The 14,805-nt window shown below is 39.4% G+C and carries 8 protein-coding genes; all 8 read left to right on the plus strand.

Features of this window, described 5'->3' with window-relative positions; genetic code table 11:
• Positions 1 to 27: 27 nt before the first annotated feature.
• The 8 genes from C9J36_RS02415 to C9J36_RS02450 all read left to right on the plus strand — a co-directional run bounded on the left by C9J36_RS02415 (position 28) and on the right by C9J36_RS02450 (position 14,771).
• A complete protein-coding gene (locus C9J36_RS02415; protein ID WP_066165117.1) occupies positions 28 to 1,281 on the plus strand; it encodes a murein hydrolase activator EnvC family protein in 1,254 nt (417 codons plus the stop codon).
• A gap of 211 nt (positions 1,282 to 1,492) precedes the next feature.
• Positions 1,493 to 2,056, plus strand: coding sequence for a TlpA disulfide reductase family protein (locus tag C9J36_RS02420; RefSeq protein ID WP_107942142.1), 564 nt, complete (start codon positions 1,493 to 1,495; stop codon positions 2,054 to 2,056).
• Positions 2,057 to 2,116: 60 nt separating this feature from the next.
• Positions 2,117 to 3,538 (plus strand): S41 family peptidase, encoded by a 1,422-nt coding sequence (locus tag C9J36_RS02425; RefSeq protein ID WP_107942143.1) that lies wholly within the window; start codon positions 2,117 to 2,119, stop codon positions 3,536 to 3,538.
• A gap of 488 nt (positions 3,539 to 4,026) precedes the next feature.
• Positions 4,027 to 5,196: a PDZ domain-containing protein gene (locus C9J36_RS02430; RefSeq protein WP_107943063.1), complete on the plus strand. Its 1,170-nt coding sequence runs from the start codon at positions 4,027 to 4,029 to the stop codon at positions 5,194 to 5,196.
• Between the two features lie 254 nt (positions 5,197 to 5,450).
• On the plus strand, positions 5,451 to 6,071 hold the full coding sequence (locus C9J36_RS02435) for a TVP38/TMEM64 family protein (RefSeq protein WP_107942144.1): 621 nt from the start codon (positions 5,451 to 5,453) through the stop codon (positions 6,069 to 6,071).
• Between the two features lie 106 nt (positions 6,072 to 6,177).
• Positions 6,178 to 9,738, plus strand: a complete 3,561-nt coding sequence (gene addB, locus C9J36_RS02440) for a helicase-exonuclease AddAB subunit AddB (protein ID WP_107942145.1) — start codon at positions 6,178 to 6,180, stop codon at positions 9,736 to 9,738.
• Complete coding sequence (gene addA / locus C9J36_RS02445) at positions 9,716 to 13,399, plus strand: helicase-exonuclease AddAB subunit AddA (RefSeq protein ID WP_107943064.1); 3,684 nt, start codon at positions 9,716 to 9,718, stop codon at positions 13,397 to 13,399. The genes addB and addA overlap by 23 nt, the downstream gene beginning before the upstream one ends.
• Before the next feature lie 199 nt (positions 13,400 to 13,598).
• Complete coding sequence (locus C9J36_RS02450; RefSeq protein ID WP_107942146.1) at positions 13,599 to 14,771, plus strand: DUF418 domain-containing protein; 1,173 nt, start codon at positions 13,599 to 13,601, stop codon at positions 14,769 to 14,771.
• Positions 14,772 to 14,805 lie beyond the last annotated feature (34 nt).

Here is a 14,805-nt window from a genome sequence, read left to right on the forward strand (position 1 = left end):
ATTAATAGTAGAAAGGAGTTTATCGGATTGAAGTCAGCAACATTTAAGTGGCTAGCAATCATTCTAGCGTTATTGCTTGTTGTGCAAATGCCAGCAGTTTCGGCAAATACGTTAAATGATTTAAAGGGCAAAAAAAATGAAGTAGAAAAGCAGAGAACAAATATAACGAACTCCATTAATGAAACAAGCTCTGAAATTAGTTCAAACGAAAAAAGACAGCAGGAGATATTGGCACAAATTGAAGCACTTGATCAAAAAATTGTGCAAACAAATAATGAAATTGATGCTGTTGTCGAAGAAATCAAAATAGCTAATCAAGAGATTGCCGTGCTTGAGGAAGCGATTGCGGAGCTAGAGGACAAAATTGCGCAGCGCGATGAATTATTGCGTGAGCGTATGCGCGCAATTCAGGCAAATGGGACAGTTTCTTATTTGGACGTGCTTCTTGGCGCCAATAGCTTTGTTGATTTTATTGACCGTTTCTCGGCTGTTAGCACATTAATGGAAGCGGACCGCCAAATTATGCGCGATCAAAAACGAGATATTGAAAGCTTAGAGGAACAAAAGCTTATTTTAGAAAATAAGAAAAAGAAATTGCAAGAAAATCAAGCAGAGCTTGAAAGGTTACGTGCTTCTTTAGATACTCAAAAGAAGGATAAAAATAAATTAATTGATGAGCTAGAGCGTGAGCAAGAAAAGCTGAAAGATGAAAAGCGCTTACTAGAGGCTGAGTATTCAGAAGCACTGCAAATAGAGGAGGAATTGCAGAAGCAAATTATTGCAGAGCAAAACCGCCTTGCAGAAATTGCTCGTCAGCAAGAATTACAGCGTCGACGTGAAATGGCAAATAATAATATTCCAGTCGTGTCCTCTGGTACGTGGACAAAGCCTACAAACGGACGTTTAACATCTGGCTATGGCTGGCGTAATATTGGCTATGGTACAGAATTCCACTATGGTGTTGATTTAGCAAATGCAACAGGAACGCCAATTGTTGCAGCAACAGACGGAGTTGTTTCCTATGCTGCCCCATTATCTACATATGGTAATGTGATTATTTTAACGCATTCAATTGATGGTCAAATATTCACTTCGGTATATGCCCATTTAAGTGGCTATAACGTAAGTGTAGGTGAGACGGTAAGTAAAGGACAAAGAATTGGTTCGATGGGTAGTACGGGTCGTTCAACAGGACCTCATTTACATTTTGAAATTCATATTGGACCTTGGCGTGGACAAAGTGTAGGTTCGGTAAATCCGCTGCGCTATATTCCGCTATAATTTAACTTCTTTCAGCAGAACACTGCCACCTCAATAGCTGGCGGGATGCACACACTTAGTTCTAATAACGGCTGACTGTCCCGCATCGAATGGACCTAAAGCTGAATCCAGACTAAAGTTAGCTAAGGCGGAACTGATTTGAAGAGCATAAGGGCTGCCGAGGAAGTTTAAATCTTCCAAGGTAGCCTTTCATATTTTGGGAGGATACTTGATGAAAAAAACAATGAGTTTGCTGCTCGTGCTCTTACTAGTAACGATTGCGTTAGTGACATATATAAAAGGGCAAGTTGAAGATAGTCAAAGGCTTGCTGAGGCGACGATTGGACAAGAAGTTGAGTTGGTAGGTTTGAAGAAAGGGCAGTTTGCACCTAATTTTACATTGCAAACACTTGATGGACAAACGGTGTCATTGGAAGATTACCGTGGAAGGAAAGTAATGATTAATTTTTGGGCAACTTGGTGTCCACCATGTAAAGCAGAAATGCCACATATGCAAAATTATTATAAAAAGCATGCCGCTACAGATAATGTAGAAATTTTAGCTGTTAATTTAACGTATCAGGATGGCTCTAATAAACAAATTCAGCAATTCGTTAATGGCTTTGATGTGCAGTTTCCTGTTTTACTTGCACAATCAAAAGACATTGCGGAAACATATAAAATACTTGCGATTCCTACCACATTTATGATTGATTCGGAAGGGCGTGTTCAGCATCAAATTACTGGTCCACTTGATTTGGAGGCATTGCAACTATATGCATCGAAATTAAAATAAAGCAACAGGACGTATCATTTCCTACTATTATTCATAATTTGTTTAGTAGGAGGTTAGTAGATGCGCAAAAGCCGAATTGTTTTATTATTTTGTGTCGTTGCCATTGTGGGAGGTAGTTTGTATTTATGGAATAATGACTTTTTATTTGCTAAAAAGGCCCCAACTGAGGAGCTCGCAGTTGTAGATGAATTGTATTCAATTATTTCACAGCAATCTGTTTATGATACAACCTCGAATGTATTAGTAGAAGGTGCATTGCGTGGTATGGCATCAGCAATTAAAGATCCGTATAGCACATATTATAGCGAACAGGAGGCTGCTATACATAGACAGTCACTTGCAAGCGAGCGAGTCGGCATCGGTGTGGAGCTAGCGGAAACGCACGGTAAATTTGTCATTGTTTCACCTGTTAAAGATTCACCTGCTGAGCAAGCGGGAGTGCGTCCATTAGATGAAATTGTTCAAATTGATGACGAGCGACTTGATGGTAAAACGATGGGCGATGTTATGCGCCTAATGCAAGGCAAAATTGGACAAAAGGTAACGCTTGTTTTATACCGACCACAGGCAGAACGTCATATTAAGCTGACGATTGAGCGTGCAGCGCTAAAAAATGAAACTGTGGAGGCCGCCGTTATAGAGCGTGCTGAGGAATCATTTGGTTATTTATCACTTAGCATGTTTGGTGAAAAAACAGCAGAGGAATGGAAGAATGCTGTTGCAGAAGTAGAAAAGAGTGATGTGCAAGGCTGGATTGTTGATGTGCGTGATAATCCGGGTGGTTATTTGCATAGTGTTGCAGAAATTATTAGTACATTGGAAAATCGGGAGCGTATTTTTGCCTATATGCAAAACAATACGGGGGCATTAGAGCCTCTTGCGACAAAGCCAGAGCAAATTGCCTCGTTAACAAAGCCGATTGTCATTTTACAAAATGAAGGAAGTGCTTCTGCAAGTGAAGTATTTGCCGCTGCAATGCAGGCATGGGAGCGTGCGACGATTATTGGCAATACAAGCTTTGGCAAAGGAACAGTCCAAAAATCTTGGGAGCTACAAAATGGCGGTGAAGTGAAGCTTTCAACGAATAAATGGTTAACTCCAACGAAGGATTGGGTTCATGGAAAGGGCGTTTTACCAGATATCGAGGTAAAGCAACATCCGCTCTTCGCGCTAGAAATGATGCCGTTAGTAGGGACTTTCAAGCAAGGTGATTTCAGTGAGGAAATTGCTTACGTTCAAAACGTGTTAAATGAACTTGGCTATTCAGTCGCTCGGCAGGATGGGTTTTTCGATGAGGAAACAGCCGAAGTGGTACAGCAGTTCCGCAAAAAACACAATTTGATAGCGGGGGAAGAGCTAGAGGAAAGCTTCTTTGCTGCATTGCAAAAGGAGGCCCTTTCCTATAAGGAAAAGCCAGAGCACGATTTGCAGTTAGAAATGGCGATTAGCTTTTTATTGCATGAATTAGATAGCCGCAAGTAAGGCGATAGGGCGTCCGAAAAGCTATGCATAGCTTTTCGGACGCTAATAATCAGTGGAGAAAACCATCCACTGATTGAAGTTTCACTTTATATCAAGAGATTTTGCGGGAGTCGATTTTCAGTGGATAATCCTATTACAAATTATGCTACGCAATAGGCGGGTGTTTTGCTACAATATAAAGTGAACCTTCAATCAATAAGAAGTTATAGGGCTATTTGAAAAGGCGAATGAATTTTCACTTTTTTCAGCAGATTCCTTTAATTAGCTTAAAAAAATTTGGGCGTGATTGATAATTTTCATCCCGTCCTTTTGTACTTAAGAGAAGCATCGCTGAACGCTGTGTTTTTCTCGCTGTCAAAGAAAGCCTACTTTTTCGATAGGCAATTCTTTGCCAAAACGCTATCGTTAATGTCCAATAAGCAGGCAACTGTATGACTTATCGGATATCCCATATTTGATGAAAAAGATGAAGCTTGGTAGGTGAAGTTGTGTATATAGATATCATTATAGAAGTACTTATGGCAGTTTTACGCTTTGTTATGAATCCATTATTGTATATTGCTGCTTTTTTTGCAGTTTATCTTGGGTATCGCCGCGTGAAAAGGGAGCGCCGTTTTTTTAGAATTCGAATTTTAAATGGATGGTCAGAGCTAACGAGCTTTCTGAAAATAAACTGGATGGAAAGCCTCATTATTTCTGTCCTTATATTGGCGATTGGCTTAGTTGTTCCAAATGAATTTTTATTGTTATTAATAGCTGTCAGCATATTAGCCACTATCGCTTTTATATTCCATTTATTATCACCTATCGTAACAATTGCGATTAGCTTTAGTGTGCTTGCTGGGATGGCTTACTTTGGTCAAACATTTACTGTACTAAACTTTACATTCAAGGGCTTTTCATATGAAAATGGGGCTGCAATGACGGTTGCTTTATTAGCTGGAATGTTATTAATTGTAGAGGCACGCTTTATTCGTCTTGCTGGACCACGATTTGCTTCACCTGTAGTGCAGCAAACAAAGCGAGGTAGAAATGCCGTCACTTATTTTAGTAAGAGCATTTCGGTCGTACCACTTTTTTTCATTATTCCAGGTGACGCAATTGCTGCTTATATTCCTTGGTGGCCACAATTTAGCTTAGGTGCTAAAGAATTTTCGCTCGTGCTTTTTCCATTTGTTTTTGGCTTTCAGCAAATGACAAAACGTACTTTACCAGTCTATTTTTATCCGAAATATAGTCGCTCCGTTTTTATTTTGGCACAGCTCGTATTAATTGGTGGTTTAGCCTCGTACTTTATACCTTTAGTTGGTGTTATAACGTTAATTAGTGCAGCTATTTTACGTTTATTTATTAGTCTTTATTATAAAATTCAGGAGCGAACGGACCGTTATGCAGTCGCTCCCTTATCTAGCGGTGTTATTATCGCTGGCGTACTGCCAAACTCACCGGCTGAAAAAATGGGCTTAGTTGCTGGGGAAGTTATTCGCAAAGTGAATGGTAAGGAAGTATTTACTGAAGGTGAATTATACGAGGCGCTGCAGGTGAATGCTGCTCACTGTCGCTTAGAAATATTAAATCACCAAAATGAAGTGCGTTTGGCACAGCATGTTGTTCATAGTAACGATCATTATAAAATAGGTTTACTGTTAGTAAATTAACAAAGAGCTGTCGAAAAAGCAGGCTTGAACCCGCCATTTTCGACAGCTCTTTGTAATTTTCATCGCAACTAAAGTGTATGTTTCACGTCTATATTGTGTAAAATATAGTTGTAAAAATGGCGAAAAATGTTGAACAATGTTAGAAAATAATTAGACATTCGTATGTTAAAATAACTATAAAGTGAAGCTTCGACCGATTCGCAACCCCGATGAAATAGGGAGCGACCCTGTAATAGATATAGAGGTGACAGCCAATGAAGGATTGGGTTACAATTGCAAATTTAGAAAATTTAATAGAGCATTATCATTTATTAGGGCCGATTTTTGGCATCTTTTTAACTGCTATCGAAGCTATTATTCCTGTATTACCGCTCGTTGTTATCGTCGTAGCCAATGTGAATGCATATGGCATTGTTGTGGGAGGTCTTATTTCTTGGCTTGGTGCTGTAATCGGAGCTTACGGATTATTTTTAATAGCACGCAAATTTGGAAAACATCCGAAGCTACAACGAGTTGTACAAAATAAGCGCGTGCAAACATTAATTAGATGGGTAGATATGAGGGGATTAGCCCCAATATTAGTGCTTCTTTGCTTCCCGTTTTCACCAGCCTTTATCATTAATATCGTGGCAGGATTATCCAATATCCGCAAGCACTACTATTTAATAGGGCTTATTATCGGGAAATTTGTTATGATTGCTGTGACAGGTGGATTGGGCTATGATTTACGTGCAATATTAACACATCCATTAAAGTTAATTCTCACAATATGTGGAGTTTTCCTGCTATGGATTATTGGAAAATGGATTGAAAATAAATTAAATAAACGAGTGGAACGTGATTTACGAGCAGTAAGTAAAGAAAGTCACTCTTAGTGAGCTGTTGGAAATGTAGGACATCCCTGCTTTCCAGCAGCCTTATTTTTCATTATGGTAAAACATGTGTTCTGTTATATAATAGTAGTAAGAGGAGGGGGACAATATGTCTTTACGCATTATTTCAGGTCGAGCTGGAACGGGAAAAACGACATTGCTTCATCAAGAAATTGTGCAGCATTTAAAGGATAATCCTTTCGGTGCGCCGTTATTTGTCATTGTTCCTGATCAAATGTCATTTAAAACAGAGTATGATTTGACGAATCGTTATGATATTAATGGAATGATACGAGCGCAAGTATTAACATTTAAACGCTTAGCTTGGTTTATTTTGCAGGAAACTGGAGGCGTTGCTCGCGATAAAATTGATAGCTTTGGCTATCGAATGTTAATACGTCGTATTTTACAGGATAATAAGGAGCAGTTTTCGATTTTTACGCAGGCTGCTAGTAAGCGAGGATTCACGCAGGATATTGAGCAGTTATTACGTGAGTTCAGTCAATATGATGTGACGAGCAATTCCATTGTTAATTTAATAAACGAGCTTGAGGTATATGGAGCAGCTCATACATTAATTGCAAAAATGAAGGACTTCCAAATTATTTTGCAGCAGCTAGAGGAAAGCATTGGAGAGAGCTATGTAGACGGAGAAGGCTTTTATCCAATTTTAGTTGAGCAATTGAAAAATTCCGAAAAAATACAGCAGGCAGAAATATTTATAGATGGCTTTACGGCATTTACAATAAGGGAGTTTGCGATTGTTGAGCAATTATTGCAGCTAGCAAAACGCGTAACGATTGTTTTGCCTTTTGAGGATGTGCAAGATGCAGCAGATCCACAAGCATTATTTCATCGTGCGGCTTTCACCTATGATAAATTAATAGATTTTGCAACACAGCATCATATTGAAGTGGAAAACCGCGTGCATTTAGCAGTGAATTATCGTACAGCACAAGCCGATTTATTACATATTGAGACGAATTTTCATGCAGCGGTACCCGCAGTACAATCGGCATCAGGAGCAGTGCATATTATTGAAGGTACAAATCGACGTGCGGAAGTTCAAAGTATTGCGCGGGAAATAATTGCTCTCGTCACAGAGGGGCAAATGCGTTATAAAGATATTGGTATTATGTATCGTCAAGCGGATGTCTATGATCCACTTATTGCGACAATTTTCAAGCAGCATGAAATTCCGTTCTTTACGAATGAAAAGCGACCAATGCTGCATCATCCATTTGTTGAATTTATGCGTTCTTCCTTAGAGGCAGTAATTTCAAATTGGCAATATGAGCCTGTTTTTCGAGCAGTGAAAACAGATTTATTTTTCCCATTACATGCGGAAAAAAAATACAATCGGGAGCAGCTAGATAGGCTTGAAAATTTTGTTATAGCGAAGGGGATTATCGGTAAGCGTTGGCATGACGAAGAGATTTGGCAATATCGCAGATTCCGTGTGTTAGATAAAATAGGGGCAATACAAACCGATAAAGAGCTTGAAATGCAGCAATTGTTACAGCAGGCGCGTGACATTGTACGTGAGCCGTTGTTTATGTTAGAACAAGCTCTGAAGGAAGCGCAAACAGGCTTAGAAATAGGACAGGCTTTGTATGACTATGCTGAACATTTACAGCTCTATGAAAAGTTACAAATAATGAAAGAACAAGAGCTTGAAACGGCTGCACTTGATTTTGCAAGTGAGCATGACCAAGTATGGAATGGTTGGGTGAATATACTTGACCAGTTTGTTTTAATGTTTGGTGAGCAGCAAATAACATTGCAAGAGGCGGCACAAATACTTGATGAAGGCTATGATTCATTGCAATTTTCCAATATCCCGCCGGCAATTGATGAGGTGACTGTTGCCACATTAGAATATTCACGCTTTGATAATATGAAAGCTGTGTTTATTATCGGTGTGAATGATGGTGTTTATCCGATGCGCATCGATCAAGAGGGGCTATTAACAGATGCCGATCGTGCTTATTTTGAGCGCCTTGATTATGAATTAGCACCAAATGCAAAAAGTAAGCTATTGCAGGAGGCATTTTTAATTTATCGTGCGCTTACTTCTCCAACTGACAGACTGTACATTACATTTGCTAGTGCGGATGAAGAAGGAAAAAGCCTGCTACCGTCGCTCTATATTAATCGTTTGCATAAATTATTTACCGTTAAGGACAAGCGTACATTATCGCATAGACGTGTATTCATAGACCCGATTGAGGAGTTTGATAAGCGTCATCTTTTATCTTATTTACGCCATCCGAGGGCATCGCTTGCTTTTTTAGCGACACAGTTAAAAGAGGCTGAGCAGACAAAAGCACTATCTGCAGAGTGGCGTGCACTACACGCATATTACCTTGGTTACCCAAAATGGGAGCGAATGTTGCAATTTGTAACGAAGCCTTTATATACAATGAATAAAGCTGAGCCCTTACAGCCTACTATTACCGATAGGCTTTATGGTGAGGAATTGCAGGCAAGTGTTTCCCGAATCGAGAAGTTTTATCGCTGTCCATACGCGCATTTTGCTACTTATGGGTTGCGATTAGAGGAACGTGCTGAATATCGCTTGGAAACTTTTGCAATGGGTGATTTATTTCATGAAGCGCTACGCAGCATTTTAACGGGGAACGAGGTGCCACCAGCAAACTATAGAGAATGCTTGCAAAAGGCAAGAGAGGCAGTGGAGCCACTTGTTCATATATTTTCTTATCGTATTTTAGAGAGCAATTCACGTTATTTATACATTAAGGAGAAGCTCATTCGAGTTGTTGCACGAACGTTATTTGCTTTAACAGAGCATGCGAAAGTTGCAAAATTTAAACCGATTGTTCATGAAAAACCATTTGGTAAAGCGGATGATAAAACGACAAAAAAAGGAATAACTCCACTTCCTCCGTTAGAAATACCACTTGAAAATAAGCGCAAAATGTATTTGCGTGGGCAAATTGACCGCATTGATGCCTATGAGGAAAATGGTCAATTGCATTTACGTATAGTCGATTATAAATCGTCAAGTCGCGATTTAGACTTAAATGAGGTCTATCATGGGATTTCGTTGCAGTTGCTAACGTATTTAGATGTCGCTGTGAAAAATGCGAAAGAGTTATTGGCATTGCCTGAAAATCAGGAAGTGACTGTGACGCCTGCTGGAGTATTATATGTGCATGTTCATGACCCTCTCGTGCGCTTGGAGGAATATGTGGATGAGCAGATGCGTGAGCTACAGCGCCTTGAAAAATACCGAATGCAAGGGCTTTTAATAAATGAAATTCCCGTGTTAGAGGCGATGGATGAAAATTTATTAGAACAGAAAAAGTCACCAGTTATTCCTGTGAGTATGACATCAAAAGGTGCAATTGGAGCATATTCAAAAACTGTTGATGTGCAGACGATGCCGATTTTGCAGAATTTCGTGATTGAAAAGCATAAGGAGGCGGGCAATAAAATATTTACAGGTGCTACTGAAATTTATCCATATAAATTAAAAAATCGGACAGCCTGTGATTATTGTCAGTTCAAGGCAATATGCCAATTCGATCCATCAGATGGACAGCAACAATATAATCATTTCACGGTGAAAAAAACTGATGAATTGATTGCACGTGTAAAAAAGGAGTGTGGCTATAGTGACATTAATGATACCGAAGAAACCGACTGATGCGCAGTGGACAGATGAGCAATGGAAGGCAATTTGGGCAACTGGTCAGGATACGCTCGTATCGGCAGCAGCCGGCTCGGGAAAAACGGCTGTTTTAATTGAGCGCCTTATCCAAAAAATTATCGCTAAAGAGGAGCCACTTGATGTAGATGAGCTACTAGTCGTAACCTTTACCAACGCATCGGCTGCTGAGATGCGTAGTCGCTTAGCTGCCGCATTGGAGAAAGAAATCACGAAGGACCCACATAACCGATTTTTAAGACGTCAATTGAGCTTAGTAAATAAAGCGCAAATTTCAACATTACATTCTTTTTGTTTAGCAATTTGTCGTCAATATGCGTATATGATTGACCTTGATCCTGGGTTCCGCATAGCAAGCCAAGATGAGGTAGCTTTATTACAGGATGATGTGCTTTCTACTATATTGGAGCAGGCGTATAGTGATGACGGGAATTTAGCGCAGGCGGAGGTGTACGAGCTTGTTGATAGCTTTTCTTCAGATCGTCATGATCAAGAAATAGAAGTGCTATTGGAGCAGCTTTACAATATGTCACGTGTACAACCTGAGCCATATAAATGGCTCGACACATTAGCGCGGGAATATGATATTGCAGAGGATGCTGCCATTGATGATTTAGCATTTGTTCCACAGTTAAAAACATCAATTTTACATTCTTTACATGCTGCTGAAAATAATTTATTAGCAATGCAGCGCTATGCCGATGGTAATTTTGGATTAGGTGCATATAGCGCCTTAGCAGCGGAGGAGTTAGCCTTCGTACAAGTAGCAATTGACAAGCTAAATAATAGCACATGGCAAGATGTGCATGAGCATATGCAAAAAGCACAATGGAGTAGGCTTCCGTCTATCAAGAAATCGGATGAGGCAGATCCAGAAATTAAGGATATTGCTAAAAATCATCGGGACGAGGCGAAGGACATTGTCAAAGCCCTTAAAGAAACATTTTTTGTGCGCCAACCACATCATTTATTAAGTGAAATAAGACAGATGAAGCCAGTTATCGAGACGCTTGTAAAGCTTGTGAAAGTTTTTAGTGAAGCGTTTAAAGTAGCTAAGCAGGAACGCGCATTAGTGGATTTTTCCGATTTGGAGCATTATGCCTTGGAAATATTGACTGAGCAAACAGAGGAGGGCATGCAGCCGTCAGCAGTAGCAAAGGATTTTCAGCAGCGTTTTAAAGAAGTGCTTGTAGATGAATATCAAGATGTAAATTTATTACAAGAAACGATTTTACAGCTTGTGAAAAGTAATGATGAAGCGAATGGGAATTTATTTATGGTCGGCGATGTTAAACAATCCATTTATCAGTTTCGATTAGCTGAACCACGCTTATTTTTACGCAAATATAAAGAATTTGCTGAAAATCCGCAAAATACAGGATTGAAAATTGATCTAAATGCGAACTTTCGTAGCCGCCAAGAGGTGCTAGAGGCAACGAACTATATATTTGAGCGAGTGATGGATGAAACAGTTGGGGAGATTGACTATGATGAGCAAGCAGCGTTAAAATTCCGTGCGCACTATAGCGAGGCAAATATTCCTGTCGAATTTGTTGTACTTGACCAATATACAGAGCAAGAGGAGGAGATAGAGCTTGATGAAGAGCTAGAGGAGCTCAAAATCTCGCAGCAAGAAGCTCGCTATATGATTAAAAAAATTCAATATATGATTGAGAAAGAGCTGCCTATTTTTAACCCGAAGGATGGTACTACAAGACCTATTCGCTACAGCGATATTGTTATTTTAATGCGCTCTATGACGTGGTCTGCTGATTTTGCTGAGGAATTCAAGTTGGCAGGTATTCCGCTCTATTCAGAATCCTCCAAAGGTTATTTTGAGGCATTAGAAGTAATGATTATATTAAATATTTTAAAAATTGTTGATAATCCGTATCAGGATATTCCACTCGCTTCAACATTGCGCGCGCCATTTTTCGGTTTAACTGAAAATGAACTAGCCGAAGTGCGTTTAGCTAAGCGCAATGTACCGTTTTTTGAAGCCTTGACAGCTTTTATGGAGCAGCCATCCAATGCAAAACTTGCAGAGAAGCTAGCACATTTTTTAATATTATTAGAAAAATGGCGTCAGCTAGCACGGCGAGGCTCGCTTGCGGATTTAGTTTGGACTATTTATTTAGATACAAATTATTATGAGCTTGTTGGCACAATGGCAAATGGCAAACAACGCCAAGCAAATTTAAGAGCATTGCATGACCGCGCGCTTGCATATGAAAAAACTTCATTTCGCGGTCTGTTTCGGTTTTTACGTTTTGTAGATCGAATGAAATCGCGAGGGGATGATTTGGGTATTGCCAAATCGATTGGAGAAGGTGATGATGTCGTGCGTTTAATGACGATTCACTCTTCAAAGGGATTAGAGTTCCCTGTTGTTTTTGTTGCTGGTATGGCGAAACCCTTCAATCAGCAGGATTTTAAAGGCTCCTATTTATTTGATCAAGATTTCGGTCTTGCTGTAAAGGCGATTAATACAGAAGAACGCACGATGTTTACATCCTTGCCGTATTTAGCTATGAAAGAGAAGAAAATAGCAAAACTTAAAGCAGAGGAAATGCGTATACTTTATGTAGCAATGACACGTGCAAAAGAGCATTTAATTTTGCTAGGTACAGTGAAAAACTGGCAAAGAAAGCTAGACAAATGGGAAGCGTTACAAAACCTAGCACCGAAAACATTGTTACCAAATTATTTGCGAGCTAGTGCCAATTCATTTTTAGATTGGGTCGCTCCTGCGCTCGTTAGCCACCCCGATTTTTTAACAAGAACGGTACAGGACGAGGTATTTGGAGGAAGTGAGGTCACAGGGCAAAAAGCTTCACTATGGTCAGTCAAAGTTTTATCAGCAACGCTATTGAAAGGGACAGAGGAGCAGGAATCTTTCGTGCAAATGCTAGTCGATGACGAGGTGGACGAGCAGCTTGTTGAAGTACTGACAGAACGCTTTACTGCAACATATCCGCATAGACAAGCGACAGTTAAAAAATCGAAAACGTCTGTATCCGAAATTAAACGCTTCGAGGCATTGCAGCAGGAGGAAGATATCGTTTATAATCCACAAGCGATGCAACAAGCATCCATTGCAAAACGTCCAAGTTTTATACAGGCGAAAGCACTAAGTGCCGCAGAAATGGGGACAGTTGTTCACTCGATTATGCAACATGTGCCACAGCAGGGCTTTGTATCACTTGATGCGGCAAATGAGTTTGTCGCTAGTTTAGTGGAGCGAGAACTATTAACAAAGGACGAGGCTGCTCTTATCAATATGGAAAAAGTATTGGCGTTTTTTAACTCCCCAGTCGGAACACGTTTTAAGAATGCGAAGAAACTTTTGAGAGAAGTACCTTTTACAATAAGTAGAACGGATCATGAAGGTGATAGCCAAATTGTTCAAGGGGTTATTGACTGCTTGTTTGAGGAAGATGGACAATGGATATTATTAGACTATAAAACAGATAAAATTCGTCCTCCATTTAACGTTGAGCCAGCTTTAACAGAGGAAATGGCAAAACGTTATCAAATACAACTGCAAATTTATAGCGAGGCAATTGAAATGGTTAATAAAGTAAAGGTAAAAGAAAAAATACTATATCTTTACGATATTGGCGAGGCGATTGTGTTGTAAACTGTTAGGGAGGTCTGCATGATACAGGTCAGTTAACCGTTGTCACAGGACGTGACGGTTTAAGGTTAACTTCCACAAAAAAATCGGAAAAATATGGACGCAATTACACCGAGACGTAATTGATACAGGCTAAAACATAAACGACCAAAAAGCAGTGCTATAGCACGCTTTTTGGACGCCTTGGAAGGGAGTCGTGATTGTGAAATTTCAACCTACACTAATGCAAGAACGTGTACATACAATTGATGTTTTACGTGGTGTAAGCTTACTTGGCATTTTATTAGTCAATATGTATGGATTTTACTTGCCGCAGCCGCATATAGATTTAGCTTATTGGTTTACTGAGGCAAAAGATATTATATGGCAGCAAACTTTGGATATTTATGTGCAAAGTAGCTTTTACCCGTTATTCTCAATCCTATTTGGCTATGGTTTAGCGATGCAGTATATGAAATCGCAAAAAACAGGCATTAATTTTTACAAATTTGCACCAAAGCGCCTACTTATTATATTAACAATCGGTCTCATCCATGCTTTTCTCATTTGGTGGGGAGATATTTTAGTTATGTATGCATTTTGCGGCTTCTTTTTAATCGTATTCATGCGTTTGAAAAGCCCATGGTTAATTACGATAGCGCTAGTACTCAACGCGATGATGCACGCTTTTATTTTATTTATTTATCAGCTTGCCGGCGTTTTAAATATGGAAGTCGAGCAAATATCCGTTAATATTGTTATGATTCAAAACGCCATTACAGCCTACGGTACAGGAACATGGATGGACGCATTAACACAGCGTATAGCAGATTTATCTATACAAATGCGAATAGATATGTGGATAATCTCATTGTTTACTATTTTGCCGTATATGTTAGTCGGCGTAGCAGCAGCTAAATGGCGTTTAATTGAACGAGCAAAAGAGCTGAAAATAATGTGGCTAATTTTCGCTGTAGTTGGTATCGGTCTAGGTTTATTTATTAAAAGTGCGCCATATATGTATAATCGCACGTACTTATTAGATTATTTAAAAGTATTCATTGGGGGGCCGATTTTAGCAGTTGGCTATATGGCTGCTATCATCGTTATTTGTTTATTGCCATTTGCAATAAAACTGCTATCACCGCTAGCGAAACTAGGTCGTATGTCGATGACGATGTATATCATGCAATCCGTCGTGGCAACATTTATTTTCTATAGTTTTGGATTCGGATTATACGGGAAAATGACTGTGCAAATGGGCGTATATATGGCATTAGGTATTTTTATCGTGCAGCTTATACTTGCAGAGTTATGGCTATCAAAGTTTTCACAAGGTCCAATTGAGGCAGCTATGAAAAAATTAACTTATAATAAAAAATTATCAGAAAAATAAGGCTTTTTGTCGTATAATAATGTATGATGTATAA

Origin of the sequence: Metasolibacillus fluoroglycofenilyticus (assembly GCF_003049645.1) — a bacterium.
GTDB lineage: Bacteria > Bacillota > Bacilli > Bacillales_A > Planococcaceae > Metasolibacillus > Metasolibacillus fluoroglycofenilyticus.

Excerpts from the sequence above, each read along its gene's own strand:
- addA (WP_107943064.1), top strand. The coding sequence starts at position 9,716 with ATGATACCGAAGAAACCGACTGATGCGCAGTGGACAGATGAGCAATGG.
- C9J36_RS02420 (WP_107942142.1), top strand. The coding sequence starts at position 1,493 with ATGAAAAAAACAATGAGTTTGCTGCTCGTGCTCTTACTAGTAACGATT.
- C9J36_RS02435 (WP_107942144.1), top strand. The coding sequence starts at position 5,451 with ATGAAGGATTGGGTTACAATTGCAAATTTAGAAAATTTAATAGAGCAT.
- addB (WP_107942145.1), top strand. The coding sequence starts at position 6,178 with ATGTCTTTACGCATTATTTCAGGTCGAGCTGGAACGGGAAAAACGACA.
- C9J36_RS02425 (WP_107942143.1), top strand. The coding sequence starts at position 2,117 with ATGCGCAAAAGCCGAATTGTTTTATTATTTTGTGTCGTTGCCATTGTG.